Genomic DNA, 26,749 nt, shown 5'->3' with positions numbered 1-26,749 from the left:
GATGCTAAATTAGCATCATAACGTCAGTCACCATCATGTAGCTAAAGTCAGAAGACACAAACATGGAAGTATGTTCTTTGAAAGGCAGTCAAAGCCCTTCTCCAATTTGAATAAGCGATATTCACCAGTTTGTGCTGACAGACACAGAACTGAAGAGTTGAACTAAAATCTCACATTCCTTAGCAGCGGAGCAATAAGCAGATGAGCATCTTAAAAGTAATCAGAAATCCTCTCTGTATCTCCATTCATACTTTTACTTTATTTTTTTGCCTCTCATGCCTATCTAAAGCCTCAGCATAGGCAGGGAGACTTTACTATCAGCAAAGCTTGATTGAAGCAAGTCCTGGCCAGCATGTAACAATTAGAGTAGTTTATGAACCTAGCAGTGGAGAAGCCATAACCAAACTAGACTTCAAGATTTCATACGACCCGAAAGAGTTAGCTATAAACGCAAATAATGGTTCTCCAAATTTTTCTTACGCCTTTGCATCTCAGCCAATCGGGCCAGTGCAAGTTGCTGAAATATCGTTTTTAGTTCTAGACGGCGTGAGCCTAGCAGCAGATGGTCCAGACACGTAAGCATTCACGTGCTGGTCTTGACGGAGCGATAACAGACTGTACGCTTTCGGTATGAGTGCGTTACCACCCCTGCCCAGCCGTGACGAGTTATTGCAGATGCCCCAGCCGCAGGCGATTGACTTGTTGCTGGAGTACATTACCCGCCTGGGGGGCATCGTTGAACAGTTGCAAACCCGTCTGGCCACCGACAGCACCACCTCAAGCCGTCCCCCCTCCGCAGACCTCCTCACAAAGCCCGAATCACCCAAACCCAAGCCCGAAGGAGAACCCAAGGTTCCGAAAAGAAAACCGGGTGCTCAGCCCGGCCATCAGGGCAAAACCCGCAAAGGCTTCGGCACCCCAGACCGTTTGGAAGCGGTCTCGCTGGGGGAGTGTCCCCAGTGCGGCGGGAGGCAGTGGCAGACCCTGAGCGTCGAAGCGCGGCAGGTGGCCTGTTTTGCCGAGCGGCCTCTCGAAATCGTCGAGTTTCGCCGCCCGACTGGATGCTGTACGCACTGCCGGAGCACCCACACCCCAAAGTGGCCCAGCCGTCTGGTCGGTCACTTTGAGCTGGATGCCACGCTCATGGCGGTGCTGAGTTGGTTGGGCCACTACGGCCATCTCAGTCTGGACAAACAAGCCGAATTCGTCGAGAGCTTGTGCGGCTGGCGGCCTGCGGTGGGGACGCTGGCGGCAGTCAAGGAGCGCACGGCCCTGGCGGTCGCTGCCAGTGTGCAGGCGGCCTGGCAGCATCTGGCCACTGAGGCGGTGGTGTATGTGGATGAGACGCCCTGGCCGGTGGCTGGGTGTAAAGAGTGGTTGTGGCACTTTGGCAGCGAGCGGCTGAGTCTATTTCATGCCGGGCAGACGCGCTCGCGTTTGGAACTGCGTGGTCGGTTGGGCGAGCGCTTTTGTGGCACCCTCGTCAGTGATGACTTCAGTGCCTACAACGGCTATCAGGTGCAGGCGCAGCAAAAGTGTCTGGCCCATCTGCGGCGGCATTTCAAAAAACTCGCCCTCCATCCAGCCGAGCCAGCAGGCATCGGCGCGGTCTTCATTGAGCTGATTGACGAAGCGTTCAAGCGCTACCGGCAGTGGCAGCAGGACGGGGACAGCGCGAGTTGGCAAAGTTGGGGGCAGCAGTTTCGGGTGCGGGTGGAGCAGGCGATCCGCACCTGGCAACCGAAAGCAGCCTATGCAGGGAGCAAACTGCTGCGCTCGTTGCAGGAGCGCGCTGGGCAGTGGTGGCAGTTTTTGTCGAATCCGGCGGTGCGTCCGGACAACAATCTGTCGGAGCGGAACTTACGCTTGGCTGTGACCCGGCGCAAAGTGTCGGGAGGAAGCCGGTCGCAGGCAGGGTATGCCCAGACGGCGGACTTGTTGAGTGTGATCCAATCGTGTCGGCGGCAGGGCCGCTCGGCGATGGAGTTTTTCGTGCGAGCGTTGCAGGCAACCTATCATGGGGGTTTTGCTCAACCGTCACTGATCCCGGAAACCAGCACCTGAACAGTTACCCAGACACTACGCCAAATGATTTCAAGTTGGATTCTGCAACCGGCTATAATGGAAATAGTACATTCAATATATCTGTTGATAATGATCCACCTTTAAATGTCCAGTTCCCAACTGGAGGCGGTTCAGGCGGCTGTGTTGATGTGATCACACCAGAAGGAGGGATCATTACGGATTGTAGTAGTTGCATACCAAGTCCAACTGGCTGCACTCCGCTTCTGATAGATATGGCCAACAACGGATTCGCGCTAACTAGCGCAAAAGAGGGCGTGTGGTTTGACTTTGCTGGCAACGGCAAAAAGGTTCACACGGCTTGGCCAATTGTTGGCTCAGATGATGCATTTCTAGTACTAGATAGAAATGGAAACGGCATCATTGACGATGGAACAGAGCTGTTCGGTAATTTCTCACCTCAGCCTGACTCAGGCTCACCCAATGGTTTTGCCGCACTTGCGGAGTACGACAAATCTGAAAATGGTGGTGACAGTGACGGCTTCATAACCGCAGCAGACAAGATTTATTCGTCATTGCTTCTGTGGACTGACATCAACCACAATGGCATCTCTGAATCGAGTGAGATGCTTCCACTTAGCAGCTCGGATGTCAGCCGGATCAGCTTGAACTACAAGGAGTCCAGAAAAGTCGATCAGTACGGTAATCAGTTTAGATACCGCTCGAGGGTTTTCGATGGAGCAGAAAACAGTGTCGGCAGATGGGCTTGGGATGTGATCTTCCAAGTACTACCTTGAGCCCAACCGCTTCCCTAGCTTTGGAGAGGAGGTGTTCTGATCCTCCTCTCCAATTACGTTTTTTAGGTGAACAGCAGCAAATGATTGGACACTTTTGGAGCTTTATAGATGCCAAAAACAATCGCACGGTTTCTTCTATGCTTCACTTTACTTTTATGCATTGCTTTTCCGGTATCAGCTGCAGAAATCACTAGACAGAGTATAAGTTCTGAAGGCAGAGACCGAACTTACTACACATTTGTCCCTGATAATGTCAAAGCTCCTGCCCCGCTGATTGTCATGCTGCATGGCTCCGGGCGGGACGGCAGGCTGCTTTTAGAAAAATGGCGAGATTGTGCTAGCAAGGAAGGCATTGTTCTGGTTGGTCCGGATGCCAGCGATCGGGCGGGGTGGACCACACCGGTAGACGGGCCTGAATTTCTCTTCAACCTCGTCGAATCGCTCAAGAAACGCTACCCGATCGATCCGCAGCGCGTGTACCTGTTCGGCCATTCTGCTGGAGCCGTTTTTGGTCTGATTATGGCTCTGGATGAGTCAGAATATTTCGCAGCAGCGGCAGTTAGTGCTGGTGCTCTTTTGCCGCAACAGTACTCAATCATCGACAGCGCCGATCGTAAGATTCCAATCTTTATTCAGGTGGGAACACGCGATGAATTTTTTCCAATGGAATTTGTACGGGCGACCCGAGATGTCCTAAAAAAACGTGGCTTTCCCATTGAACTTAAGGAAATACCGGACCACAACCACAACTACTATGCCATCGCCGACCAGATCAATCAGGACGCCTGGAATTTCCTCAAGGAGCATCAACTTTCTAATGCACCAAAGTATGTACATTATGAGTTCAAGTAGTGTTCGGTTACGAACCGGACTTTGAGACTTAGGCAGGTAAGCAGCGCTTTGCTGAAACACTCGTAGTGCATGGCCTGCTGGCGAGAGCGGTGCTCTAGAATCAAAACGGGTTTCAGTTCAATTTTTTCCTGGAGGTCCAAACGGTACAATCTCCGGCTAGCTCCATGTTTGCCTGGCTGGTATGGGGAGCGAGAGCGTCGAAGTACTGATAGCCCCATCAAAGCTCTAATTTGTCTGTCCTCGATCCGTGGGGCGGCACTCAGTAGGCGCGTCCCGAAATTTGCCGGTCTTCGTGGACGTGAGCAGGTGTGCAGGGCTATGGTGATCTCAACCTGTGTTCAGAGGAAGTATGGAGGTTCCCACCGGTCGTCTGCTCACTTACGAGGAGTATCTGCACTATGACGACGGCACCGACTACCGCCATGAACTGGTTGATGGAGCCCTCGCGGCAATGACTCCGGCCACCGGCAGGCACGAGCGCATCTTGAGATTTTTGCTGTTTCGCTTGCAGGCTGAGATCGATCGCTCCAAAAGGGACTGGCAGGTACGGCAGAGCGGAACGGGCCTCCAGACCACTGCAAGGCGGGTGCGTATTCCAGACCTGTGCATTCTTACTGCCCAACAGCTGGAGGACATCGAAAACACTGCCGCTGTGCTTCAAACACCACCGCCGCTGGTCGTGGAAGTGGTGAGTCCTGAATCGATCACCCGCGACTACCGCTACAAGCGTTCGGAATATGCAGGTTTCGGGGTGGGTGAGTACTGGATCATCGATCCACTGGAACAGAAGGTGAGCGTCCTGGTTCTCGTAGAAGGGCTCTACGAGGAAACCATGTTTGAAAGCACTCAGGCAATTATCTCGCCGACTTTTGCGGACTTACATCTGAGTGCAGAACGAATTCTTGGCCAGGAAAATTAGACTCGCTCGACCCAAAGAATAGTGAAGCTTAAGTCAGTTCCTTGTAATGCGTTATAGAGTTTGCGATCGGCAGTGATCAGTGGAAGCTGCTCTTCTAACGCAAGGGCAAGATAGAGGCTATCGTAGAAGCTTCGATCGTAGCGCATGGAAATTTCCAGAGCCTGCTCGGCAACAGCCACTGAGGTGGCTGCACGAATTTGCAGCATTGAAAGATCGCGCAAATCTCGCATCAATTGAACGGCTTGAGTTGAGGCCATTTCTCTGTGTCTCACTTTCTTCCAGGCAATATTGCCCAACTCGTGTAAGAAAAGATCTGGTGCGATCAACCTGTAGGGTTCATTTAGAAGCTGCCTTGCCGACTCAGAGTAAACTTCTGGAAAGAACCAGCCAGCAGCAACGCTTGCATCAACGATAAGGCTCGTTATTGTCCCGCTCCTCGCGCAACAGTTCGACAGCGGTGCGGTTGCTTGGCTTGAGGCTAGCTCTGAGGGCGTCGATACTTGCTACGACCTCCGCGTGTATGCGCTGTGTTCTGGCTGCTACTTCGAGGATCGCTTTCAACTCGCTCTGCAATGAGCGATTGTGGCTCTGAGCAAGTTGTTTTAACCGCTCAATTGTTTCAGGATCAAGGTCGCGTACCAGAATATCGGCCATGAGAGTAGCACCGGCAGTCGCTGGCAGTATGCTAGCAGACCTGTTTGCTGAAGCTGCGATCGCGGGCGATGCGGTAGCCTGGATTCGACGCAGTTCCACAATCTGTGAAGAATGACGCAGAGGCTCTGGGCAGGACCGGCTGCACAGGTGAGTGCTCAAAAACCCCATCTCGTCGAATGGGCAGGCGGTGAGATCGCTGTGTTCAGGGTAAATGGAGCTTTTTATGCCCTCGATAATCTCTGTCCCCACAAGGAAGCGCCGCTGGTGGCCGGCAGCCAGGTCTTTGAGGATGGGCAGACGTGGGTGAGTTGCCCGTGGCACCGCTTTTTGTTCGATCCGGCGACAGGCCGCTGTGACCGGGCCGGTTTTGACACTCGCGCCTATCCCGTTACGATCGAGGAAGGCCAGCTCTATATCCAGGTATGTTGAAACTGATTGCGCTTATTCTGACGGGTGTTCTCGTGGCCGTTGCCGCTCCGGCAATGGCAGTAGACGTGCGGGGCGAGACGTACTTTGAACATATCCCGACGCTATTGCACGCTGGAACCGACAACTACAGCACGACCTACAACTACGCCCGCTACAGCTTCGATGTGGCGGTACCGGCCAACGGTGAAGCGGTGGGTAGTTTGTATATCGGCTTTCCAGATCGGATCGCAGTGCCGAGTGCCGACATGGTGTCGGTGAGCGACAGCGCAGGCAAGGCGATTGCGCTGCAGAACTACGCAGTCCAGAACAATACGGCCCAACTGAACTTTGCCCAGCCAGTGCCGCCAGGCAGCAAGATCAACATCCAGTTCTACCCGATGCGCAACCCCCGCCTCGGTGGCACTTATCTTTTTGAGGTGAGCGCCGCCCCAGCCGGACCGGCACCGCACCTGCAATTTTTGAGCTTCGGGCGGATCAATTTCTATGCCCCGAGCGGCGGCCACCGCTAGCGCCGAGTGCGACTTTCTGAGCGTCGAGATGGGACAATTGGTCCATCCGTCGATGCCGTCAGATGAAATTCCATCCTCTTTTGCTCGTATCGCTTTTGACCTGCCTGGTACTTCCTGCTGCCCATGGCCAGAGCCAGCTTGAACTCAACACCCAGGCGTGCGGGGAATATCAAAAAGCGGACGGCCAGCTCAACAGCGTCTATCAGCAGATCCGCAGGCAGTACAGCGGCCAGAAACAGTTTCTAGACAAGCTCACCCGCGCCGAGCGGGCCTGGATCGCTTACCGAGACGCCCATCTAGATTCGCGCTTTCCGTCGAACAATCCTCAGCTCGAATACGGCAGCGTCTATCCGATGTGTCGCTGCCAGGAACTGACGCAACTGACCCGCGAGCGCATCCAGTTTCTCAAGCGCTGGGTAGAAGGTGTGCCCGAGGGCGAAGTCTGTTCCGGCAGCATCCGCATCTCAGCGGTTAATCGCCCACTGGCAAGCCGTTGTGGCTCCAGTGCAACCCATTCTGACCAGACGAAAGGCTAATGCGACAGGTAGCGTCAAATCTCAGCCTGCGCCTCCGGTCGCTTCGATCGTTCCCCAAATTCGTAATTGCACGTACAGATTCGCGGGCCGGGCTGTTACTTCGGTTGGCTCGGCTGAGCAGGAAGGGTGCATTTGGGCAGGTTGTCGGGCATACCGGATTGTTTGTCAGGAGAGATCACCGCTCCGCGATCCCCTTTTGTCGCAAACGGCGGCTTCACGACCGCACCGCGATCGGTAGCAGGGCTGTCGGCGGGCGGTGTGACAGCGATCTTGTCTTTGGGGGCACCGGTAGAACTGGTGTTCCCGTCGCAGGGAACGATTTCGGGCAGGGTCTTGCTGGGAGTAGTCGGCGCGCTGGACGGAGCAATCGGACTGGGCGGCCTTTCCTGAGCGCTCAGGGGGCTGACCACCGTCAGAACCAGGCCAGTGAGCAGGGCAATAGCTTTGATCGAAGAAGGCATAGCAAAAGACCATTTCTCACAGTTATATCGATCCTCCTAACCCAGTGCGCTGCTCTCCACCACCGATAGAAAGAGATCGCCGCTTCACTGGAGGTAGAATCAGGAACCGTAGTCGGGCTCCTGCTGTCCAGGGGGCCGGATAGCAGCAAGGAGAGCGGATGCGCTACTGGATCGCCCTGGGGATCGTCGGGCTGGCACTGGGACCGCTGCCCGTTTTTGCCCAGTCCGTCGGTGACGGACTGGTGCGCACCGACACCGACTTTGCGGAAGCGACGGCAAAGCGGGGACTGGAGGGCTTTCTTTCGTACTTTGCAGCGGATGCGACGGTGATGGCCGGTCGGCCCCTTACCAGCAAAGAAGACCTGCGGGCCTACTACGGGGCCGGGTTCAGCCAACCCGGTTTTCAGTTGAAGTGGAAGCCGATTAAGGGCGAAGGCAGCGGCGAGTACGGCTACACGCTGGGCCGCTACGAATCGTCCTTCGTCGGTCCCGGCGGCAAGCCGGTCACAAGCAGCGGCTCGTACCTCACGGTCTGGAAGAAACAGACGGACGGCAGCTGGAAGGTCATCAGCGATCTCGGTAGCCCCGATCCGCCCAAATAGGGCAAAGTAGGACAGCTTTGTCGATAGCGGCCTGCAGGATCGCTGAAAATCGAGGTTGTCTGTGTCCTACGTCGAATTGTTTACCGGGGCTCGCCGGGAGCTGGCAGCGGTCTTTGCTGCGGTCGATGCCCGCGTCAAAAAAAATCTGCAGCGCGTCCTCGCTGCTTTTCAAGCCGAGCAGATCGGTGCCCACCACTTTGCCGGGGTGAGCGGTTACGGCCACGGCGATCGGGGACGCGACGCCCTCGATCGGGTCTTTGCCCGCGTCTTTGGCGCTGAGCAGGCGGCGGTGCGGGTGCAGTTCGTCTCGGGCACCCACGCGATCGCCTGCGCCCTTTTTGGCGTGTTGCGCCCAGGGGATGAGCTACTGTCCGTCGCTGGGGCTCCCTACGACACGCTGGAGGAAGTGATCGGCCTGCGCGGCGATGGGCAGGGCTCCCTGCGGGATTTTGGCGTCTCCTACCGCGAACTGGCTCTGACCTCCGAAGGAAAGATCGATTGGGAAGCCCTCGATCGCGCCGTGCGGCCTGAGACGCGCCTGGTGACCATTCAGCGCTCCTGCGGCTACAGCTGGCGAGCGAGCGTCTCGATCGACCAGATCGAACGCATCGTCGAGCGCGTCAAAGCCCAGAACCCTGCCACGGTCTGCTTTGTCGATAACTGCTATGGCGAATTTTGTGAAGATCGCGAACCGACCCACGTCGGAGCGGACCTGGTGGCCGGTTCGCTCATCAAAAACCCCGGCGGCACGATCGCCCCGGCAGGCGGCTATCTGGCGGGGCGCAGCGAGTGGGTGGAGCGGGCCTGTGCCCGACTTACCGCCCCCGGCATCGGCAGCGAAGGCGGCTCCTCGCTCGATTTCAACCGGCTGTTGATGCAGGGGCTTTTTCTGGCTCCCCAGGTGGTGGGCGAGGCAATCAAGGGTGCTCAACTGGCAAGTTTCATCTTTGATCGACTGGGCTACGCCGTGCAGCCCCGTCCAACCGAAGCGCGCACCGATGTCATCCAGGCACTGCGCCTCGGTTCTGCCGACAAGCTCATCGCCTTTTGCCGGGCGATCCAGCGCAGTTCGCCTATCGACAGCTACGTAGAGCCAGTGCCGGACGTGGTGCCCGGCTACGCCGACAGCGTCGTCATGGCGGGGGGCACGTTTATCGAAGGCAGCACCATCGAACTGTCGGCGGATGGTCCCCTGCGCGAACCCTACGTCGTCTACCTGCAGGGCGGCACCCACCTGGCCCACGTCGAAATCGCCCTGGAGGCTGCCCTTGAAGCCCTGGGCGAGTAATGCCCGGATCGACGACGACCAGTCAGGAGGTTGACAGTCCTACCTATCCGCGATAAGTTGCATCTAGAAGGGTTAACAAAAGTTAATAAATGTTTATCAGGCGTTCCACTCCTTGCCCTTCTTGCACGAGCAAACCTACAAAGCGTTCCTTTTGGAGGTAAGGGGTCTGCAGTTGCGCTTGCCGCCGATGTTCTATCCGATGGCTTTCTTACTAGATTGAGCGTCGTGGCTTTGTCCTTGTAGTCCTCTTTTTCTCCCATTGCTATTAGCAGCAGCTGCGCGCCGAATAGCCCCGATTGTCCGGGCAGTTCGGTGGCGGGCTGCCCTTGCCACCGAACCCAACTGGAGGTCTCGAATATGCCGTTTACGCTCGCGTCGGCACAGGCGATTTTTGCCGGTGTCGCACCCAGCCGCATTCCCGCCATCCTCGAAGAGTTCAATCGTCTGAGCATCGAGGATCGGCTGGGGTTGCTCTGGTTCGCCTACACCGAGACAGGCCGCTCGATCACCCGTGCTGCTTTAGGTGCGGCGAGCATGAGCCTGGTGGAAAACCTGCTGAACGAGATCAAGCAGAAGTCCCGTGCCGAGCAGACCCAGGTGATGATCGACATCGCCAGCCGGGCCGATACGCCCATCAGCCGCTCCTACGGTTACTTCAGCGCCAACACCAAGCTGGGCTTCTGGTACCAGCTAGCGGAGTGGATGGCCCAGGGTCTGGTCGCCCCCGCACCGAAGGACTACCAGCTGTCGTCTGCTGCCAACGATCTTTTCAACACGATCAAAAAGCTCGACGGCGGCCAGCAGATCCAGGTTTTGCGCGACATCGTCGTGAACATGGGCTTCGATGCGAGCGTCGCTCCGGCTCCCGCTCCGAAGGCCGAAGAGTTCCAGTTCGAGCGCACCGAGCCTGTGGTCTCGGGCTTGAAGGTGGATGGCATCAACGATCCGACGCCGCTCGCCTACTTCGAGGCGATGAACCGCGACGACTTTGAGACGGCGGTGAATCTGTTTGCCGAGGACGGTGCCCTGCAGCCGCCTTTTCAAAAGCCGATCGTTGGCCGCGAAGCGATCTTGAAGTACATGCGCGAGGAGGCTCAAGGTCTCAATATGCGACCGGCCCAGGGCATCGCCGAGGTGCTGCCGGACGGCTCGAAGCAACTGCGCGTCACCGGCAAAGTCCAGACGCCCTGGTTTGGGGTGAACGTGGCGATGAACCTCGCCTGGCGCTTTGCCCTCAACCCGGACGGCAAGATCTTCTTCGTCGCCATCGACATGCTCGGCTCTCCTGAGGAGCTGCTCAACCTGCGGCCCCCCAGCTACCGCTAGCGCCCAACCAGCCGCCAGGGGGCGATGCTTGAGCGCCCCCTGGCGGCTCCTATTCAGGCAGCAGTGCAAAGAGCACCTGGTCGGCACTGACCAGCCGCCCCTGGGTGCAAAGGATGTCGAGCACCACCCCCGCAACGGGAGCGGCAACCGTCATCTCCATCTTCATCAACTCCAGCACCGCCAGGGTGTCGCCCTCGCTGACGCGGTCCCCCTTGTTTACGGCGATCTGCCAGACGTTGGCCGTGGAAGTGGCGCGCACGGCAACCGCACCGGCAGGGAGTGCAACCTGTTCGTCGGCAGAATCTGCGGGCAGGTCCACCGTTTCTGTCGCCGTCCGGTCAAATTCGCCCCTCAGCCGCCAGCGCTCCCGCTCCTGCTCGAAGGCGGCCTGCTGTCTCGCTTTGAAAGCAGCCGTCTGTGGGGCAATCTGCTGGAGAAACTGGTTGTAGCGGCGCAGGCTGAAGGTTTCTGCTTCGATGCGCAGTTTTTCTCGGCCCTGCAAAAAAGCGTCGCGAAAGCGCAGCAGTTCGGCGCTTGTGACCGGATAGAAGCGAATCTGATCGAAGAAGCGCAACAGCCAGGGTTTACCGGCCTCGAAGTCGGCACTCGAGCGCAGGCGGTTCCAGACTTGAACCGTGCGGCCCACGAACTGGTAGCCGCCCGGACCTTCCATCCCGTAGATGCACAGGTACGCTCCGCCGATGCCCACAGCGTTCTCAGGCGTCCAGGTGCGGGCCGGATTGTACTTGGTCGTCACGAGCCTGTGGCGCGGATCGAGGGGCGTGGCCACCGGTGCTCCCAGGTAGACATCCCCCAGTCCGAGCACCAGATAACTGGCAGCAAAGACGATCTCGCGCACCTCGTCGATGCTTTCAAGGCCGTTGATCCGCCGGATAAATTCGATGTTGCTCGGGCACCAGGGGGCATCGTCGCGCACCGACTGCATGTACTTGCGAATGGCAAGCAGCGTCGATTCGTCCTCCCAGCTCAGGGGCAGGTGCAGGATGCGGCTGGGCACCTCCAGCTCGTCGATAGCCGGTAGTTGCGCCTCGGCGGCCACCAGAGCTTCCAGCAGCGCCTGTGCTGAGAGCAGGCGGCTGTCGAAGTGGACCTGCAACGAGCGGATGCCGGGGGTCAGCTCCTTCATCCCCGGCAGCGGACGGGCCTTTAACCACTCCATCAGGGCGTGGACGCGAAAGCGCAGGTTGAGGTCGAGCACCGGCGGCCCGTATTCGACCAGCAGGTACTTGTCGCCGCACTGGCGATAGACGACGGCGATGGGAGCCTCGATCTGCCCCAGCACCGCCCGATCGGTGGGACCGGCAATCTGCGATGCGATCGAGGCAGGCTTGAGGGTGCGGATGCTTTCGTCCTGGGCGCGCTCGCGGGCACAGGCGTCTTCAAAGCTCAGGCGAAAAAAGCGCACGCTGTCGCCGGGTTTGAGCTGACCGACTTTCCACAGTTCTGCTTGAACGATGGTTGCGGGGCAGACGAAGCCCCCCAGACTCGGCCCATCGGGGCCGAGGATCACGGGCATGTCGCCGGTAAAGTCGATGGTGCCAATCGCGTAGGCGTTGTCGTGGATATTAGAAGGATGCAACCCGGCCTCACCGCCGTCCCTGCGCGCCCATTCGGGTTTGGGGCCGATGAGGCGCACACCGGTGCGGGCGGAGTTGTAGTGGACCTGCCAGGCGCTGGCAAAAAAAACCTCGATGTCGCGGTCACTAAAAAAGTCCGGTGCTCCGTGGGGTCCATACATCACCCCGATCTCCCACGCACCCGGATAGTCCGGAATGAGCGCCGCCGGCAGCGCCGCCGGTGCGGTGCCCTCTTCTGGCTCCTCGCCCACCGGCAGCAGATCCCCGGCCAGCAGCGTCCGCCCCCGGTGGCCGCCGAAGCGGCCCAGGGTAAAAGTCGAACGGCTGCCCAGGTAGGCAGGTACATCGAAGCCGCCCCGGATCGCGAGATAGGTGCGGTAGCCGCCCGAGCCGACCGTTCCCAGCCGCAGACAACTCCCGGCGGCCACCGCCACCGGTTGCCAGAAAGGCACAGCTTCACCGTCCAGCTCCGCAGCCATCGCCGCCCCAGCAAGACAGATCAGTGCGTCCGTATAAAAGCGCAGCACCGGCCCCTGGAGGGTGCATTCAAGGCCCGCCGCCCAGGAGGGATTGCCCACGGCGCGGTTGGCGAGCCGGAAGGCGAGGGCGTCCATGGGCCCAGAGGGCGGCACCCCGATATCCCAGTAGCCGACCCGGCCCGGATAGTCCTGGATCGTGGTCTGGGTACCGGCTTCGATGACTTCAAGATAGCGGGGCGCGTAGTGAAAGTGATCGAGAAAGCGGGTGGTGAGCTGGCCCTGGGTAAAGGCGGGGTCGGCTGTAATCTGCTGCAGGTAGTCGAGGTTGGTCTCGACCCCGGCAATGGCACACTCCGCCAGTGCGCCTCTAAGGCGGGCAAGCGCCTCAGGGCGCGTGGTACCGGCGGCGATGAGCTTGGCCAGGAGCGGATCGTAAAACGGTGTAATCTCGCTTCCCCGTTCTATCCAGCCGTCGCAGCGGACGGAGGTGGGCAGGCGCACCTCGTTCAGGGTGCCGGTGCTGGGCCGAAACTGCCGGAGGGGATCCTCGGCGTACAGGCGCACCTCGATTGCATGGCCAGTACTTTTAACCCGCTCCTCTAAAAAAGAAGCGTCTCCGGCTGCCAGCCGCACCATCCACTCGACGAGATCGATACCTGTCACCGCCTCGGTGACGCCGTGCTCCACCTGCAGGCGGGTGTTCATCTCCAGAAAATAAAATGCCTCCCCCTGGGCATCAAAGATAAATTCCACCGTGCCGGCGGAGCGATAGTTTACAGAGCGAGCAAGCCGCACCGCCGCCGCAAAGAGCGCCTGGCGGGCTGCTGCATCGATGTGCGGTGCCGGCGTCTCCTCGATCACCTTCTGGTTGCGCCGCTGGATCGAGCAGTCGCGCTCGCCCAGAGCCACCACCCGCCCCTGACCGTCGCCAAAAATTTGCACCTCGATGTGGCGGGCCCGCTCGACGAACTTTTCGAGGTAGACACCTTCTTCGGCAAAGTTGTTGCGACTCAAGCGCTGGACCGCTGCCAGCGATTCGGCGAGCACCGCCTCGCTGCGGCAGAGGCGCAGGCCGATACCGCCGCCACCGGCAGTGCTTTTGAGCATCACCGGGTAGCCGATGCGGGATGCTGCCTGCTGCGCTTCCTCCAGGCTCTGCAGGATCGCCGTTCCCGGCAACAGCGGCACCTGGCTTTGAGCCGCCAGCTCCCGCGCCCGGTGCTTCAGGCCAAAACTGCGCAACTGGGCCGGCGTCGGCCCGATAAAGACAAGCCCCTCCCCCTCGCACGCCCCGGCAAAATCGGCGTTCTCGCTCAAAAGACCATAGCCCGGATGGACAGCCTCAGCACCGGTGCGCCGGGCTGCCTCGATGATCCGATCGGCTCTCAGGTAACTCTCGGCCACCGGCCCAGGTCCGATCGCCACCGCCTCGCTGGCCGCCGCTACATGGGCCGCGTAGGCGTCCGCCTCCGAGTAGACCGCTACCGAGGCGATCCCCAGCCGTTCGAGGGTACGGATGATGCGGCAGGCGATCTCGCCACGGTTGGCGACGAGCACTTTCGTAAACATGGCGGCGGTCGGCAATGCAGAAAATCGACGAATCCGGTACAAAGAGCGCCCGGATTCTAGAGCGCTTCGTCGTCGCGCTCGCCGGTACGAATGCGCACAACTCTGTCGATGTCGGAGATGAAGATCTTGCCGTCGCCGATTTCGCCGGTGCGGGCAGCAACCATGATCTTGTCGATCACCGTATCGACAAGATCTTCTTCGACGACAACCTCGATTTTGAGCTTCTGCAGAAATTCGACCGTATATTCGGAGCCCCGGTAGCGCTCTGTCTGACCTTTTTGACGACCAAAGCCGCGCACCTCGCTCACGGTCATGCCGATGATGCCCGCGTTGACGAGGGCGATCTTTACCTCGTCAAGCTTGAAAGGTCGAATAATTGCTTCTATTTTTTTCAAGCTTCTACTCCACCAGACTCCAGACCGCCTACTAGATAGCACCCGCCATCACCGGGCGATGTTGGTGAGACTACCATTTTTTCGAGCGAAATAGTCAGCGAAAAATGGAAGCCTACAAGTAGGGATTCACCCCCTTGTCTAATGAAATGTTCCACCACATCTAGTTTTTCTGGTAGTCTTGGCGTAAGTTTTTGTCATTCGTTCTGGTTGACCGACCCCTTACAGTCGATGTTTGTGGAGGCATTATGCGTCGGGCCATCGCCACTGCCCTGTTCGCGAGCTATCTGGCGGCACCGCTGGCCGCCTGGGCGCGGGAGTTCAACTTCACCAAGCCACCCGCCCCAGCCAACAGCAGCGCCAATCCACCCACTTTGACGTCTCCCGGAGCGACGCGGATCATCCCGCCGCCGCCGAATCTGCAGCCGCGTACCCCGCAGCCTGCCTCACCGGGTACCACAAACGATACTTCGTCGCCCGCCCCCGTTCAACCGACGGCGACCGCCCAGCCGCTGGTACCGGCGGTGCCCAAATTCGAGGTCACCACCACCCAGTACGATCTGCCGAAGGGCACCCAGTTTACGGCCTCGGTCCTGCGCGAGTTGACCTACAGCCCGACCGACACCCTGGCGATGACCCTGCAGGTAGCTGACGACGTGCGCGATACGCTGGGCGATGTGGTCATCCCCAAAGGCAGCACCGTCTGGGGCTCCTTCCAGCCGGTCAAAAACGAGAAAGAAGAAGATCCTGCCACCGCCCGGCGGGAACTCCGCGACCGCTCCCACTGGCCGGAGGGTTCGCGCTTTGTCGCCGAGCGCGTGGCGATAGGTGATCGGATCTATAACTTCAAGGCCCAGACGGAGACCCTGCCTACCCAGACCGACCCGCGCCGCAATGTCGGGGCGGAGGCGGGCAACGGCGCTTTGATCGGCGCGGCGGGTGGGGCGATCATCTCGCTTTTTACCGGCGGCCTCGGCCTGATTCCGATTCTGGTGGGCGGTGGCATCGGAGCCGGAGCCGGTGCAGCGAGCGCCAGTTCCCCGGTCGTGATTGTCAAATCCGATAAGCCGCTCACCCTCACCCTCGCAGAACCCCTGCGCCTGCGCTAAGCCTGGTCTTTGAGCGGCAGCAACTCCTGCAGCGAGGCCAAAAGGCGCAGGTGCAGCCGGGCAATCTGTTCGTCTATAAGGCGAAAGTGCCAGCGGGCGCGCAGGTGAAAGGCAGGAGCATGGATTCTGCCGCTCAGGCAAATCGTGTCTTCTACCAGTTCGATGTCGAGCGGTTCGATGCGCATTCCCTGGCCCTTTTGGGCGATGTAATCGACAATTGCCTCGCGGCCCCGGACCTGGACATCGACGGGTGCTACAAGCACCGCCTGCGGCAAAAATAACGCACCGAGAGTCTCCAGATCCTGAGTATTGAAAGCCTCGACGTAGCGGGCAACGGTCCTGGGGTAATGGGTCGCTTTTTCGCTGGTGAGTGGTTCCAACTGTGGCCTTCCCTGACTGGTAGTGGCTGGCAAAATGAATGCAACTTTTTTCAGCGAGGACTGGAGCCATCTGACAAATAGCCCCAGTCTTGATCGAAGGAGTTTAGACTGCCCTTTGAATCGGATTGCGGCCCATCGGCTCGACCACATCCCGCAGGAAAGTGATCTGCTGCTCAAAGTCCAGTTCCTTGACGTGAACAAGATTTTGCTGCCCGATGTCGTTGAGCTGGTAGTCCTCCGGCATCGCGATCACGTCCTTGCCCATCCGCTCGGCAAGCAGGTACCAGATAAGGAGCTTGTTGTTCTCGCTGAGCTTGCCGTACTCGCGACCGAGGGCGTTGTCGTCGCAGCGCACGAGGGAACGCATCGCTTCTAACTGCGCTTCGCCCTGGGGTAGAGCATTGAATTCGCTGAAGAAAGCATTGGTCAATTCTATATCAGCAGCACCGGGGGCAGCGGGGGTCACGGATTCGCCCATCGCCTCGTACAGGTAGTACAGGACCGCCAGTTTGCTATCGACATCGAGGGTCTTGAATTGCTCGACCGTTTGCTGAACAACCTCTGAACGAGCGGCTTCCGGAGCTTCACTGTCGAGAGCCTTATCGACGATATCGGAGACTTCTTGACTGGAAATGCGGGTACCCTCTCCTGCTGGAGCAAACGTCTGACCGGTCCGTTCTTTTGCCGGTTGCATCAATTCTGCCGCCTGTTCGTAGGTGCGCTCGACATCTACTGGATTCTTCTGTTGTTCGTCCATAAAGAATGGCTCTCCTGAATTGCTTGTACTACCACCCTAAGAGAGGTTACAGAGCCGTTCTTCCCTCCTGCGAAAGAACACTGTCTATTACATCTGAACGGGATCGCAGTAAGGATGTCGTAGATTGGCAGTGTTGCTAACGCGATTAACGCGTCCAGATGGCGAGAGCGGCAGCCACCAGAGCACCGATGGCCGTGTTGAGCACGTTGGTCATCTCGTTGGTGAGCCAGCCGCGCTGCTGAATCGTCGCTCCGATCAGGCTTTCGCAGGTGGTGGCGACAAAGGCGGCCACCAGACACCATAAGAAGCCCCAGCTATCGACAAAGCCTACCAGCAGGCCACACAGTGCAATGACGAGCGAACCCCCGATCCCGGCAAGGGTGCCCTCGACGCTCACCGCCCCCTCGGTACCGGCTGGGACGGGCCTGAGGGTCGTAATCAAAAAGGTGGTTCTGCCGTAGGCTTTGCCGACCTCGGTAGCCGTCGTATCGGAGAGCTTGGTGGCGAGGCTCGCCGTGTAAGCGAGTTGCCAGAGCGGCTGGGGATGGACCAGATAGCCCAGGGTGCAGAAGGCAGCGACCGCCGCTGAACCCCAGACGTTCTCGGGTCCGCGCTGTCCGCCGCGCTTTTCGGCGATGCCCCTGGCGGCCTTGCGCGCAAAGCCGACGCGGGTGATGAGCGTACCGGCAGCAAAGTACACCAGCACGATCGAGTAGCCGCGCCAGCCCAGACCGCCCCAGACGATCACTCCCAAGATCCAGGCGTTGAGAAGGCCCCAGTTGGTGAGCAACTTTGCCGGGATCGCCGGCAACAGCAGAACCGTGTTGACAACAAGGGCAGCGAGCCAGTTGGTGACACTCTGCATCGGCTGATGCCCCCTCGCTTGTGTGGGCGGTAGCCTGGTCCGGCAGCAAATCTGGGCAACAAAAAATTCAGACAGGCTAGCGGAACATACTGCTTACGGAAGAATCTTCGTGGATGCGCCAGATCGCCTCACCCAGCAGATCAGCTACGGAGAGGATGCGCAGTTGCGGAAAGCGGCGCTCGGGAGCGACGGGGATCGTGTTGGTGACGATCACTTCGGTAAAGGTGCCGTCGGAGAGCCGTTCGATGGCGTTGGCCGAAAAGACCGGGTGGGTGGCACAGGCGTAGACCTCGCGGGCACCGCGCTCTAAGAGCACTCTGGCCGCCTCGGAGATCGTACCGGCGGTGTCGATCATGTCGTCTACGAGGATCGCCGTCTTGCCGTGAACGTCGCCCACCAGATTCATCACTTCGACTTCGTTGTGGGCCTGGCGGCGCTTATCGACAAAGGCCAGGGGAGCGTCGTCGAGCTTTTTGGCAAAGGCCCGCGCCCGGCTCACACCGCCCACATCGGGGGAGACGATCACGATATCTTCGAGCTGGCGGTCCTTGATGTACTGCAAAAGCACCGGCGAGCCGTAGACGTGATCGAGGGGAATGTCAAAGTACGCCTGGATCTGGGCGGAGTGCAGGTCCATCGCCAGCACCCGGTCCACCCCTGCTGCCGTAATCAAGTTGGCGACGAGCTTGGCTGTGATCGATTCGCGCCCGGCGGTCTTGCGGTCGGCGCGGGCGTAACCGTAGTAAGGAATGACCGCTGTGATCTGGCGGGCCGAAGCGCGGCGGCAGGCGTCGATCAAGATCAGCATCTCCATCAGGTGATCGTTGACCGGCGCGCAGGTGGGCTGGATCAAGTAGACGTCGCAGCCACGAATCGATTCTTGAATCTGTACATAAACCTCGCCGTCGGCGAAGGACTTGCGCACCAGCGGCCCCGGTGCCAGCCCCAGATAGCGGGCCACCAGCTGCGCCAGCTCCGCATTGGCTGAACCGGAGAACAGGCGCAGGCGCTCGTCGCCCATCAGGCGGACCGGTTGCAGGGCCGACCGGCGCGGCAGCAAATCAGCAGGTAGAACCACTTCGGACTCCATATATAGAGGTGTCGAACCAGCCAGGCGCTACCACCAGTCAAATTGCCGGATGGGGCCGCAGACAGTTTAACACAGTCCCGCTGCCGTCCAGCTTACCTGGAGCGGCATCTGGGCGCGGGGATCAAAGGGACGACCGCGATCGATGTCCGGAGTCCACAGGTTGAAAACGTATTCAAACTTAATTAAAAATGCCTTGATTGTGAGCGCATATGAAGCAGGCGAATGGTACTCTGACAGCACCCAGTTTGGTATCCAGGAATACTCGGAGGTGTCGAGCTATGGAGAGCAAGATCATCCAGATGCGTGCGGGTGAGTTGGCCGAAAACCGTGTCCACGGCGTCAAGCCCCACGTCAAGGTATTGCCGGACACGCGCAACCACCAGGGATTTTTCGTCTCCGAGGAGACCTATACGCTCATCGAAGAAACGGAGGCGGGCTGGGCTTATATTTGCGTGGATGATTCCGAAGACGGTTTTCACGCGCGCTGCCACTTCGTCAACCCGGCGGATATTCAGTTTCTCAACAAGAAGGCCGCGTCGATCTAGACGAACGTCTCAAAATTCTGTACACTTGTGCATTGTCGCTATTGTGGTGGCACCGGCAACAAGCCGGTCCAGCCGCCCGCCGGAACTGCCTGTCTGGCAGTAAGTAGGAGCAGATGCACTATGGGCATTCGTAAATATCGGCCAATGACACCGGGCACGCGCCAGCGCTCCGGTGCAGACTTTGCCGAGGTCACCAAGAGCAAGCCCGAAAAAAAGCTCACCAAGTACAACCACCGCAAGCAGGGCCGCAACAACCAGGGTGTGATCACCAGCCGCTTTCGCGGTGGCGGCCACAAGCGCAAGTATCGCCTGATCGACTTCAAGCGCGACAAGCGGGGCATCCCGGCGGAGGTGCTCGCCATCGAGTACGATCCCAACCGCAACGCCCGCATCGCCCTGGTGCAGTACACCGATGGCGAAAAGCGCTACATCCTTCATCCAGTCGGGTTGAAGGTAGGAGCGCAGATCAGTGCCGGCGAGGACGCGCCGATCGAACTCGGTTGCGCCCTGCCCCTTGAGAAGATGCCGCTCGGTTCCAACGTTCATAACATCGAGCTGTTGCCCGGTCGGGGCGGCCAGATGGCCCGCGCTGCGGGGGCTGTCGCCCAGCTGGTGGCCAGAGAGGGCGATTACGTCACCTTGCGGCTGCCCTCCGGCGAGGTGCGCATCGTCCGCAAGGAGTGCTACGCCACCCTCGGTCAGGTCGGCAACCTCGATGCCAAAAACATCTCGATCGGCAAGGCCGGTCGGCAGCGCTGGCTCGGTAAGCGGCCCCACAACCGGGGCGTGGTCATGAACGCGGTCGATCACCCCCACGGTGGTGGAGAGGGCAAAAGCCCGATCGGCGGCAAACCCCAGACCCCCTGGGGCAAGAGTGCCCTCGGCACCAAGACCCGCAACCGCAAAAAGCCCTCGGGCAAGTTCATCATTCGTCGTCGTAAAACCGTCTCCGGTCGGGGTTAATCACAGTCATGGGACGTTCACTCAAAAAGGGCGTATTCGTCGCCGATCACCTGCTGCGCAAGATCGAGACGCTAAACAGCAAAAACGAAAAGCGGATCATCAAGACCTGGTCGCGCGCCTCGACGGTCGTACCGCAGATGATCGGCCACACCATCTCGGTCCACAACGGCAAGGACCACATCCCGGTCTACGTCACCGAGCAGATGGTCGGCCACAAGCTGGGCGAGTTTGTGCCCACCCGCATCTTCAAAGGCCACGCAGGCAAAGACAAAAAGGGCAAACGCTAAGAGAGCCACACGCAAGGACCGGTGGACACTCCACCGGTTTTTTTGTGCGCCGATGAACGTTAACAGTCATTGAGATTGTCGGCAGGGTGCATCAACTGCGGCGATGCGCGCTAACATCTGGGCGAGGGGAGTTTGCCCTTCCACCTTCGTAAGCTCTGCGCAACGTTCAGCTTATCGTCACGGCGCAACGACGCTTATGCCCCCCAGAAACCATAAAACCTTCACCCTTTTGAGCATTGGTCAGCGGGGAGTGGGCAAGACAGTCTTTCTGGCTGCCAGTTGCTCACGCACCCGCCCGGATCGAGCACGGCCCTTCTGGTTCGAATGCCGCAATCTAGAATCGCAAGAGCGGATCGACAAACTTTTAAATTACATGGTCCGCACCGGCGAGTATCCGCCCGCCACCGCCAGTATCAGCAGCTTTTATTTCACCCTCCAGGGCCGGGGAGTTTTTGGCAGGCGCACCCTCTGCCACTTTCGCTGGCAGGATGTTCCGGGCGAAATCTGCCATCAGCAGAGCGCTGCGTTTCAAGAGCTGACCTGGGCTTCCCACGGCTGCTGCATCTTCTTCGATGCCCAGGCGCTACTGCACGAGGAAGGCTACTTCGAAAAAACAGCCGACATCCGCGATCAGGCGCTGACGATTGCCCGGCTGGCGGCGTTCAATCACCTGCGCTATCCCTTTGCGATCGTGCTTACCAAGTGCGATCAGCTGCAGGCGAGCGATCCGTACGCTGCACTGCAGCAGAAGTTGCAGGTTTTTGTCGAGCAGTTGCAGGCGCTGGGCAGTCAGTGCCGGGGCTTTTTGAGTGGAGTCAATATTCGCACCCAGGCTGCTGAGTCTACCATCGAGGTACAGCACGCAGCGGAGGCATTTGTCTGGCTGGCCTCTGAGATCTATGCTGCTGAGCGCGACGGTTGGGCACAGGCGATGAGTCGCTGGCTGGCTGGACTGATAGGCGGCAAGACGGCGCTGCCACTAGAACCGGGTGTGCTGGAAAAGTTGCTGGTGCCGCCCACCCAGCAGTCTGTGCCCATCAAAACCCGCTGAGGATTATCGTTGTTCTGTATCGCTCTTCATCGCTATGTCTGTCTCCTTAGAACCCCTGATCTATACCAGCCTTCCAGAAAAAGGTTTTGTCACCCTGGCCTGCGACCGCGTCGATGCGGATACGGTCGATGCTTTTAGCGAGCAGATCGTGGCGCGCTACTGGGACGCTTACGCACCGCCGCCCCCAGATTTTCGAGCAGCGATCGTGCATTGGGATCCGGCGAGTGAGCGCACACTGTTTGGCTGGTTGTTCAACGATGGCCGCGATGAGATGGGCCGGGCCAACGTGCCGTACTTTCTGTGTTACTGCCTGTGTGCCCCGCTCGATGAGGAGCAACTTTCGGCGATCTTTGCCTGTCTGGAGGCAGGTCCGTCCCAATTTATCGAGCGCCGCTATCTAAAACAGCCGCCTGCCCCGTCCGCCTTCGCCGATCTGATCGCCCACGCGGCCCTCCGTCCCGGCATTGCAGTGCCCAGGGCACTGCAAGAAAGTGCTGTAGCGATCTACCGCAAACGGCAGCCGATTCGACTGTTCGCCCCCAGCGAGCGGCTCGGTGCAGTGGGGGCAGTACTGCCGCAGGAGCGCTCAGGCGGATTGCGGCCCTCGCTTTTGCTGGTGGCGAGCGCAGCGGCAATCGTCGTCTGTGCCACGGGGTTCGTCAACCTGTATCGCTCTTCTGCAACAGTCGGCCCGAGGGCGAGTGTCCCCTCCAGACCAACTGTTGCCGCCCTGCCGCCGCAACAGCCCTGGGTGCGGGCCAGCGAGCGGCTGCTCGTCAGTCACACCAGCCCGATCTGGGCGACGGCGATCAGCCCCGACGGCCACTATTACGCCGGTGGCGATGCCACCGGCGCGGTCAAGCTCTGGAGCGCCGACGGTGGGCTGGTGCTGCGCAAGCTGAGCGCCCATCGCGGGCCGGTGCGCACGGTTGTCTTTACACCCGACGGCAAGACGCTGGTCAGTGCCGGCAGCGATCAACAGATTCGCCTCTGGAACCCGGCCACCGGCAGCTTGCTCGCGAGCCTGGTCGGCCACACCGAGCCGGTCTGGTCGCTGGCAATCAGCAGCGACGGCCACCAGCTTGCAAGCGGCGGCGTCGATCGGACCATTCGGCTTTGGGATCTGCGCACCGGCAGGCTATTGCGCGGTCTGCGCACCCGGAGCTGGACTTTTGCAGTCGCCTTCAGTCCCGACCAGCGCCTCCTCGCCAGTGGCGGCAAAGATCACAAAATTCGCCTCTGGGACCCGGCCACCGGCAGCTTGCTCGCCACCCTCACAGGCCACACCGACGCCGTGCGCGCCCTCGACTGGAGCCAGGATGGCCGCACCCTGGCAAGCGCCAGCTGGGACGGGACGGTGGCCCTCTGGGATGTGCCCACCCGCCGCCTGCGCACCCGCCTGCGCGGCCATCGCGACCGGGTAACGGCGGTGGCCCTGGAGCCGGACGGCAAACTGGTCGCAAGCGGCAGCATCGACGGCACCGTCCGCTTCTGGCAGGCCGACTCGGGACGACTGCTGCGCACCTTCCGCCAGCCGGAGTGGATCTTATCGCTCAAGTTCAGCCCCGATGGCCATCTGCTCTACGGCGGCATCCGCGACGCCACCCTGCGCGTCTGGCAGCCCGCCGGCTTGAGCGTCACCTCGGCAGTGCCCACAACCGGCCACAGGCCAAGCGCCGTCTAACTCTGGTACGGGGGATGGGTCAGTACGGGAGGCATAGCCCCTCACCAGGCTTTAGGGCGACGGCTCCTGGGGCTGTTGGGGCGGCAACTCCGAAGGAGCAGCAGGGGCGGGTTCTGCTGCCGGTGAAGGCGTCGAAGGAGCAGCAGGGGCAGCCTCGGCATCGACGGGCGGTGCGGCGCGGTGGCGGCGACGGCGGCGCGGTTTGGGGGCTTCTTCGTCGGACGTGCCGCTCTTAGCTTCTTTGTCCGCTTTTTCGTCCGGTTTGGCCGGTTCGTAGCCAGGAAAGGGCAGGACGGGCTGGCCCTTGAGGGCCTGATCCATAAAGGCTTTCCAGACCGGGGCGACGTAGGTGCCGCCGGTGGTCGAGCGCACCAGGGGTTTATGAAAGTCGTCGTTTCCGACCCAGATCACCGTCACCAGTTGCGGAACGTAGCCAGCAAACCAGGCGTCGCGCCAGTCGGAGGTCGTGCCGGTCTTGCCCGCCACCGGCCTGCCGCCATTCAGTTGGGCCGCTGTCCCAGTGCCGCCGCTCACCACCCCCATCAGCATCGAGTTGAGCAGCTTGACGGAGCCGGATTTGAGGGTGTGCTCCCGCACGGGCAAATTTTGCTCAAGAATATTGCCCTGCTGGTCGGTCACCTGCAAGATCGCCGTGGGAGTGATCCGATAGCCGCCGTTGGCAAAGGCCGAGTAGCCCCGTGCCAGCTCAAGGGGTGAGAGCCCCCCCGCCCCGATGGCGGTGGTGAGGTACGGTTCGAGGGGGCTGGTAAGCCCGGCCCGGCGCGCCTGGAGGATCACCTGATTCATGCCGAGGCTGTTGGCGATCTTGACCACCGGCACGTTGCGCGACTGGGCCAGGGCGTAGCGCACGGTCATCCCGCCCCAGTAGCGGCTGTCGTAGTTCTTGGGGCAGTAACCGCCAAAGCAGGCCGGTGAATCGTCGATCGGCGTGTCGGGGGTGTACCTGCCGCTGGCGAGGGCGGCGTAGTAGACGAAGGGTTTGAAGGTGGAGCCGGGCTGGCGGGCCGCCTGGGTCGCCCGGTTGTACTGGCTTTTGTTAAAATCGACGCCGCCTACCATTGCCTTGATATAGCCGGTGCGCGGGTCCATCGCCACCAGGGCAAGCTGGGACACCCGGCGGTCGCGCAGCGAGACGGCAGCGCGCTTGACGGTCTGCTCGGCGATATTCTGCAGGCGCAGATCGATGCTTGTCTGAACGCGCAGGCCGCCTTTGAGCACGCTGTCGCGCCCGTACTTGCGGATCAATTCCTGGATGACGTAGGTGCTGAAGTAAGGGGCTTTGGTCAGGGTAAAGAGCGACTTGCTGCGGGCCACTTTGAGCTTTGTGAGTTTGGCTTTGTCCGCTTCGGCTTTGGTAATCCAGCCCAGCTCCACCATCCGATCGAGCACCACCCGCTGACGAACGATCGTCTTATTGAGATTGCGCACGGGCGAATAGACCTCCGGAGCGCGCAGCATTCCGGCCAACAGCGCCGCCTCTGCCAAATTGAGATTTTTGGCGGGCTTGTCGAAGTAGCCACGGGCGGCGGTCTCGATGCCGTAGTAGCTGTGTCCCCAGTAGACCTGATTGAGGTACATCTCGAGGATCTGCTTTTTGTCGAAGGACTGCTCCAGCCGCAGGGCGAGCACCGCCTCCGCCACCTTGCGATCGAGCGAGCGCTCGGGACTGAGAAAAAGATTTTTAATCAGCTGCTGGGTGATCGTCGAGCCGCCCTGGACGGTGCGGCCCTCCATGAAGTTGGCGACCGCCGCCCGCAGCAGCGTGTCGATGCGGATGCCCGAGTGCTCGTAGAAGCGGTCGTCTTCGATGGCGAGCACCGCCCGGCTCAAGTAGGGGGAGATGTTGGCAAGGCGCACCACCTGGCGGTTCGCCTCCCCGCGCACGATCGCGATGGGCTGGCCTGCGATGTCGGTGATCCGGGTCGGTTCGCTGGGTTTAAAGGACTTGAGCTGGCGCACATCCGGCAGATTGCGAAAACTGAGGGCCAGCCCCAACAGTGCCCCGACGGCGAGCGCCCCAAAAAGCAAAAATAGCGCCATCGCGACCCGGCCCACCACTCGCCAGCTGATGAGCGAAGAGCGCTTACCCGGCAGTGCGGCGGGGGGAGTGGTCTCTGTCGTCAAGGTTGTAGATAGGGTGCGAAAGCTCAACGATTATACTGCCGCCCAGACGGTATGCGCTTACACCGCTTCGGGGAGGGCAAACCGGCATAGGATCGATGAATGTGCGCTGCCCGGTATCGAATGCCCAGGTCGCCCCTGCTGTTTGTGTTGTTGACGGTCTTCATCGACTTGATGGGCGGCAGCCTCCTGGTACCGGTGTTGCCCTACCTGGTCGAGCGCTTTCGCTCCGACGCCCTGACGATCGGTCTACTCACATCGAGCTTCTCGATCGCCCAGTTTCTTGCCACACCGGTGCTCGGAACGCTCTCCGACCGCTTTGGCCGCCGACCGGTGCTGCTTATTTGTGTCTTTGGCACCAGCGTCGGCTACTTTCTGTTTGCCCTGGCAAACCAGCTGTGGGTGCTCTTTTTGGCGCGCACGATCGCCGGGGCAACCGGTGGCGTCGTCTCCACCGCCCAGGCATACATCGCCGATACCACCCCGCCTGAGAAGCGCACCGGGGCGTTTGGCCTCATCGGGGCGGCCTTTGGCCTCGGATTTATCCTTGGACCGGCGATTGGCGGGGCACTCGTCCACTTTGACCTCAACGCTCCGGTCTACTTTGCCGGTGCGCTGGCGCTTTTTAACTTGCTGTTGGGCAGCTTTACCCTCAAAGAGTCCCTGCCGCCCGAAAAGCGCCAGCGCCGCAGCGGCCTCGACGCCTTGAACCCGTTCAAGCAACTGTCGCGGCTGGTGGGCGATGGGAAGATCCGGGGCCTGCTGGTGGGCTTTTTTTTGTTTAACTTTGCCTTCGCCGGTTTTACGAGCATCTTTGCCCTCTCGATTAAGGACCGCTTCGGTTGGGGACCGGCCCAGGTGGTCTGGGTCTTTGCCTTCATCGGTGTGGTCTCGACCTTTGTCCAGGGCTGGCTCATCCGTCAACTGGTGCCGCGCTTTGGCGAGCCGCGCCTGGCCCTGAGCGGCCTGGGCTGCATCTGTTTTGCCTTTGCCCTGATTGCCCTGATTCCTGCCGGTAGCTGGCTCTACCTCACCCAGGGCGTGCTGGCCCTGGGGGTGGGCCTTGCCACCCCTTCGCTCAGGGGCCTGCTCTCGAATACTGCCACGGCCAGCGATCAGGGCCGGGTACTGGGCGGTGCCCAGTCGCTGGTGAGTCTGGGCCAGGTACTCGGTCCCCTCGCCGCAAGCAGCAGCTACGACTATCTCGGGCAGCTGGTGCCCTTCTGGGGCGGGGCAGTGACGCTCCTGTTGGCGCTGGGTTTCGTCTTTTTGAACCTGCGCGTCCTCGCTGTCCGCTGAGCTACGGCCCCTCCCCTATATGGGCGGGAAAATAAATTGCGTCCGAAGGGGCTGATACACTCCTTGGCAGAGACAAGGCGATCTTCCACGCCGCCACCCACGGATCGACCGCTCTCCTGCTTTTATTTGCCTGGGGCCGGCAGG

The 26,749-nt window shown here is 60.1% G+C and carries 27 protein-coding genes; 17 read left to right on the top strand and 10 right to left on the bottom strand.

The window, feature by feature from the left end; translation table 11 throughout:
* Window positions 1-630: 630 nt before the first annotated feature.
* The 4 genes from tnpC (at window position 631) to GKIL_RS11125 (ending at window position 4,590) form a co-directional block, all read left to right on the top strand.
* Window positions 631-2,064: an IS66 family transposase gene (tnpC, locus tag GKIL_RS11140; protein WP_023173055.1), complete on the top strand. Its 1,434-nt coding sequence runs from the start codon at window positions 631-633 to the stop codon at window positions 2,062-2,064.
* Between the two features lie 35 nt (window positions 2,065-2,099).
* A complete protein-coding gene (locus tag GKIL_RS11135) occupies window positions 2,100-2,819 on the top strand; it encodes a hypothetical protein (protein WP_144080375.1) in 720 nt (239 codons plus the stop codon).
* Window positions 2,820-2,927: 108 nt separating this feature from the next.
* Window positions 2,928-3,671 carry a CE1 family esterase gene (locus GKIL_RS11130; protein ID WP_023173692.1) on the top strand — a complete coding sequence of 248 codons (744 nt, stop codon included), beginning with the start codon at window positions 2,928-2,930 and terminating at the stop codon, window positions 3,669-3,671.
* A gap of 349 nt (window positions 3,672-4,020) precedes the next feature.
* Window positions 4,021-4,590, top strand: coding sequence for a Uma2 family endonuclease (locus GKIL_RS11125; protein WP_023173691.1), 570 nt, complete (start codon window positions 4,021-4,023; stop codon window positions 4,588-4,590).
* Here the strand turns inward: GKIL_RS11125 and GKIL_RS23595 are convergent.
* Entirely contained in the window at window positions 4,587-5,003 is a 417-nt protein-coding gene (locus GKIL_RS23595; protein WP_245595933.1) for a type II toxin-antitoxin system VapC family toxin, read from the bottom strand. The genes GKIL_RS11125 and GKIL_RS23595 overlap by 4 nt on opposite strands.
* Window positions 4,996-5,244, bottom strand: a complete 249-nt coding sequence (locus GKIL_RS11115; protein WP_023173689.1) for a FitA-like ribbon-helix-helix domain-containing protein — start codon at window positions 5,242-5,244, stop codon at window positions 4,996-4,998. Before GKIL_RS11115 ends, GKIL_RS23595 begins: the two co-directional genes overlap by 8 nt.
* Window positions 5,245-5,355: 111 nt before the next feature.
* Between GKIL_RS11115 and GKIL_RS11110 the strand changes: the two genes are divergently transcribed.
* The 3 genes from GKIL_RS11110 to GKIL_RS11100 all read left to right on the top strand — a co-directional run bounded on the left by GKIL_RS11110 (window position 5,356) and on the right by GKIL_RS11100 (window position 6,718).
* The gene (locus GKIL_RS11110) at window positions 5,356-5,673 is read left to right on the top strand and encodes a Rieske (2Fe-2S) protein (protein ID WP_051382775.1); all 318 of its coding nucleotides are present in this window, start codon (window positions 5,356-5,358) and stop codon (window positions 5,671-5,673) included.
* A complete protein-coding gene (locus GKIL_RS11105) occupies window positions 5,667-6,182 on the top strand; it encodes a DUF2808 domain-containing protein (RefSeq protein ID WP_023173687.1) in 516 nt (171 codons plus the stop codon). Before GKIL_RS11110 ends, GKIL_RS11105 begins: the two co-directional genes overlap by 7 nt.
* 62 nt (window positions 6,183-6,244) lie before the next feature.
* Window positions 6,245-6,718: a lysozyme inhibitor LprI family protein gene (locus GKIL_RS11100; RefSeq protein WP_023173686.1), complete on the top strand. Its 474-nt coding sequence runs from the start codon at window positions 6,245-6,247 to the stop codon at window positions 6,716-6,718.
* Between the two features lie 95 nt (window positions 6,719-6,813).
* Here GKIL_RS11100 and GKIL_RS11095 read toward each other — a convergent pair whose 3' ends face one another.
* Entirely contained in the window at window positions 6,814-7,179 is a 366-nt protein-coding gene (locus GKIL_RS11095; protein ID WP_023173684.1) for a hypothetical protein, read from the bottom strand.
* A gap of 158 nt (window positions 7,180-7,337) precedes the next feature.
* Between GKIL_RS11095 and GKIL_RS22645 the strand changes: the two genes are divergently transcribed.
* From GKIL_RS22645 to GKIL_RS11080, 3 genes are all read left to right on the top strand, one after another.
* The gene (locus GKIL_RS22645) at window positions 7,338-7,781 is read left to right on the top strand and encodes a YybH family protein (RefSeq protein WP_023173683.1); all 444 of its coding nucleotides are present in this window, start codon (window positions 7,338-7,340) and stop codon (window positions 7,779-7,781) included.
* 61 nt (window positions 7,782-7,842) lie between these two features.
* On the top strand, window positions 7,843-9,069 hold the full coding sequence (locus GKIL_RS11085) for a methionine gamma-lyase family protein (protein ID WP_023173682.1): 1,227 nt from the start codon (window positions 7,843-7,845) through the stop codon (window positions 9,067-9,069).
* Window positions 9,070-9,426: 357 nt separating this feature from the next.
* The gene (locus tag GKIL_RS11080; protein WP_023173681.1) at window positions 9,427-10,395 is read left to right on the top strand and encodes an orange carotenoid protein N-terminal domain-containing protein; all 969 of its coding nucleotides are present in this window, start codon (window positions 9,427-9,429) and stop codon (window positions 10,393-10,395) included.
* Between the two features lie 49 nt (window positions 10,396-10,444).
* On the opposite strand, the gene uca is transcribed toward GKIL_RS11080, so the two are convergent.
* Window positions 10,445-14,041, bottom strand: coding sequence for an urea carboxylase (uca, locus tag GKIL_RS11075; RefSeq protein WP_023173680.1), 3,597 nt, complete (start codon window positions 14,039-14,041; stop codon window positions 10,445-10,447).
* Between the two features lie 56 nt (window positions 14,042-14,097).
* Window positions 14,098-14,436, bottom strand: coding sequence for a P-II family nitrogen regulator (locus GKIL_RS11070; protein ID WP_023173679.1), 339 nt, complete (start codon window positions 14,434-14,436; stop codon window positions 14,098-14,100).
* A gap of 245 nt (window positions 14,437-14,681) precedes the next feature.
* On the opposite strand from GKIL_RS11070, the gene GKIL_RS11065 reads away from it, so the two are divergent.
* Window positions 14,682-15,542, top strand: coding sequence for an alpha-ketoglutarate decarboxylase (locus GKIL_RS11065; RefSeq protein WP_023173678.1), 861 nt, complete (start codon window positions 14,682-14,684; stop codon window positions 15,540-15,542).
* Here GKIL_RS11065 and GKIL_RS11060 read toward each other — a convergent pair.
* From GKIL_RS11060 to GKIL_RS11045, 4 genes are all read right to left on the bottom strand, one after another.
* On the bottom strand, window positions 15,539-15,922 hold the full coding sequence (locus GKIL_RS11060; protein ID WP_023173677.1) for a nuclear transport factor 2 family protein: 384 nt from the start codon (window positions 15,920-15,922) through the stop codon (window positions 15,539-15,541). The two genes, GKIL_RS11065 and GKIL_RS11060, sit on opposite strands and share 4 nt — an antisense overlap.
* A gap of 103 nt (window positions 15,923-16,025) precedes the next feature.
* Window positions 16,026-16,679, bottom strand: a complete 654-nt coding sequence (locus GKIL_RS11055; protein WP_023173676.1) for an orange carotenoid protein N-terminal domain-containing protein — start codon at window positions 16,677-16,679, stop codon at window positions 16,026-16,028.
* A gap of 145 nt (window positions 16,680-16,824) precedes the next feature.
* Entirely contained in the window at window positions 16,825-17,544 is a 720-nt protein-coding gene (locus tag GKIL_RS11050) for a TIGR00297 family protein (RefSeq protein WP_023173675.1), read from the bottom strand.
* A gap of 76 nt (window positions 17,545-17,620) precedes the next feature.
* Window positions 17,621-18,565 (bottom strand): ribose-phosphate pyrophosphokinase, encoded by a 945-nt coding sequence (locus GKIL_RS11045; protein WP_187293929.1) that lies wholly within the window; start codon window positions 18,563-18,565, stop codon window positions 17,621-17,623.
* Between the two features lie 347 nt (window positions 18,566-18,912).
* Here GKIL_RS11045 and GKIL_RS25270 point away from each other — a divergent pair, with 347 nt between their 5' ends.
* From GKIL_RS25270 to GKIL_RS22640, 5 genes are all read left to right on the top strand, one after another.
* A complete protein-coding gene (locus GKIL_RS25270; RefSeq protein WP_023173673.1) occupies window positions 18,913-19,179 on the top strand; it encodes a hypothetical protein in 267 nt (88 codons plus the stop codon).
* A gap of 120 nt (window positions 19,180-19,299) precedes the next feature.
* Complete coding sequence (rplB, locus tag GKIL_RS11035; protein ID WP_023173672.1) at window positions 19,300-20,142, top strand: 50S ribosomal protein L2; 843 nt, start codon at window positions 19,300-19,302, stop codon at window positions 20,140-20,142.
* A gap of 8 nt (window positions 20,143-20,150) precedes the next feature.
* A complete protein-coding gene (gene rpsS / locus GKIL_RS11030; RefSeq protein WP_023173671.1) occupies window positions 20,151-20,429 on the top strand; it encodes a 30S ribosomal protein S19 in 279 nt (92 codons plus the stop codon).
* A gap of 196 nt (window positions 20,430-20,625) precedes the next feature.
* Window positions 20,626-21,480, top strand: coding sequence for a hypothetical protein (locus GKIL_RS11025; protein WP_023173670.1), 855 nt, complete (start codon window positions 20,626-20,628; stop codon window positions 21,478-21,480).
* A 34-nt stretch (window positions 21,481-21,514) separates the two neighbouring features.
* Window positions 21,515-23,164, top strand: a complete 1,650-nt coding sequence (locus GKIL_RS22640) for a WD40 repeat domain-containing protein (protein WP_023173669.1) — start codon at window positions 21,515-21,517, stop codon at window positions 23,162-23,164.
* A gap of 51 nt (window positions 23,165-23,215) precedes the next feature.
* Here GKIL_RS22640 and GKIL_RS11015 read toward each other — a convergent pair whose 3' ends face one another.
* Window positions 23,216-25,309 carry a transglycosylase domain-containing protein gene (locus GKIL_RS11015; protein WP_245595837.1) on the bottom strand — a complete coding sequence of 698 codons (2,094 nt, stop codon included), beginning with the start codon at window positions 25,307-25,309 and terminating at the stop codon, window positions 23,216-23,218.
* A gap of 120 nt (window positions 25,310-25,429) precedes the next feature.
* Here GKIL_RS11015 and GKIL_RS11010 point away from each other — a divergent pair, with 120 nt between their 5' ends.
* Window positions 25,430-26,605 (top strand): tetracycline resistance MFS efflux pump, encoded by a 1,176-nt coding sequence (locus tag GKIL_RS11010; RefSeq protein WP_041243893.1) that lies wholly within the window; start codon window positions 25,430-25,432, stop codon window positions 26,603-26,605.
* The last annotated feature ends 144 nt before the right edge of the window (window positions 26,606-26,749 follow it).

The organism is Gloeobacter kilaueensis JS1 (genome assembly GCF_000484535.1).
Taxonomy (GTDB): Bacteria; Cyanobacteriota; Cyanobacteriia; order Gloeobacterales; family Gloeobacteraceae; genus Gloeobacter; species Gloeobacter kilaueensis.
The sequence above is the reverse complement of the archived record's forward strand: the minus strand, read 5'-3'. Positions and strand labels throughout refer to the sequence as shown.

Bases quoted from the DNA above. Each gene is read 5' to 3' on its own strand.
- GKIL_RS11095 (WP_023173684.1), bottom strand. From the start codon at position 7,179: ATGCCTTCTTCGATCAAAGCTATTGCCCTGCTCACTGGCCTGGTTCTG.
- GKIL_RS11130 (WP_023173692.1), top strand. From the start codon at position 2,928: ATGCCAAAAACAATCGCACGGTTTCTTCTATGCTTCACTTTACTTTTA.
- rpsS (WP_023173671.1), top strand. From the start codon at position 20,151: ATGGGACGTTCACTCAAAAAGGGCGTATTCGTCGCCGATCACCTGCTG.
- GKIL_RS11110 (WP_051382775.1), top strand. From the start codon at position 5,356: ATGACGCAGAGGCTCTGGGCAGGACCGGCTGCACAGGTGAGTGCTCAA.
- GKIL_RS11065 (WP_023173678.1), top strand. From the start codon at position 14,682: ATGCGTCGGGCCATCGCCACTGCCCTGTTCGCGAGCTATCTGGCGGCA.
- GKIL_RS22640 (WP_023173669.1), top strand. From the start codon at position 21,515: ATGTCTGTCTCCTTAGAACCCCTGATCTATACCAGCCTTCCAGAAAAA.
- GKIL_RS11050 (WP_023173675.1), bottom strand. From the start codon at position 17,544: ATGCAGAGTGTCACCAACTGGCTCGCTGCCCTTGTTGTCAACACGGTT.
- GKIL_RS11105 (WP_023173687.1), top strand. From the start codon at position 5,667: ATGTTGAAACTGATTGCGCTTATTCTGACGGGTGTTCTCGTGGCCGTT.
- GKIL_RS11100 (WP_023173686.1), top strand. From the start codon at position 6,245: ATGAAATTCCATCCTCTTTTGCTCGTATCGCTTTTGACCTGCCTGGTA.
- GKIL_RS11045 (WP_187293929.1), bottom strand. From the start codon at position 18,565: ATGGGCGACGAGCGCCTGCGCCTGTTCTCCGGTTCAGCCAATGCGGAG.
- tnpC (WP_023173055.1), top strand. From the start codon at position 631: ATGAGTGCGTTACCACCCCTGCCCAGCCGTGACGAGTTATTGCAGATG.
- GKIL_RS25270 (WP_023173673.1), top strand. From the start codon at position 18,913: ATGGAGAGCAAGATCATCCAGATGCGTGCGGGTGAGTTGGCCGAAAAC.
- uca (WP_023173680.1), bottom strand. From the start codon at position 14,041: ATGTTTACGAAAGTGCTCGTCGCCAACCGTGGCGAGATCGCCTGCCGC.
- GKIL_RS11080 (WP_023173681.1), top strand. From the start codon at position 9,427: ATGCCGTTTACGCTCGCGTCGGCACAGGCGATTTTTGCCGGTGTCGCA.
- GKIL_RS22645 (WP_023173683.1), top strand. From the start codon at position 7,338: ATGCGCTACTGGATCGCCCTGGGGATCGTCGGGCTGGCACTGGGACCG.
- GKIL_RS11115 (WP_023173689.1), bottom strand. From the start codon at position 5,244: ATGGCCGATATTCTGGTACGCGACCTTGATCCTGAAACAATTGAGCGG.
- rplB (WP_023173672.1), top strand. From the start codon at position 19,300: ATGGGCATTCGTAAATATCGGCCAATGACACCGGGCACGCGCCAGCGC.
- GKIL_RS11025 (WP_023173670.1), top strand. From the start codon at position 20,626: ATGCCCCCCAGAAACCATAAAACCTTCACCCTTTTGAGCATTGGTCAG.
- GKIL_RS11055 (WP_023173676.1), bottom strand. From the start codon at position 16,679: ATGGACGAACAACAGAAGAATCCAGTAGATGTCGAGCGCACCTACGAA.
- GKIL_RS11125 (WP_023173691.1), top strand. From the start codon at position 4,021: ATGGAGGTTCCCACCGGTCGTCTGCTCACTTACGAGGAGTATCTGCAC.
- GKIL_RS11010 (WP_041243893.1), top strand. From the start codon at position 25,430: ATGCCCAGGTCGCCCCTGCTGTTTGTGTTGTTGACGGTCTTCATCGAC.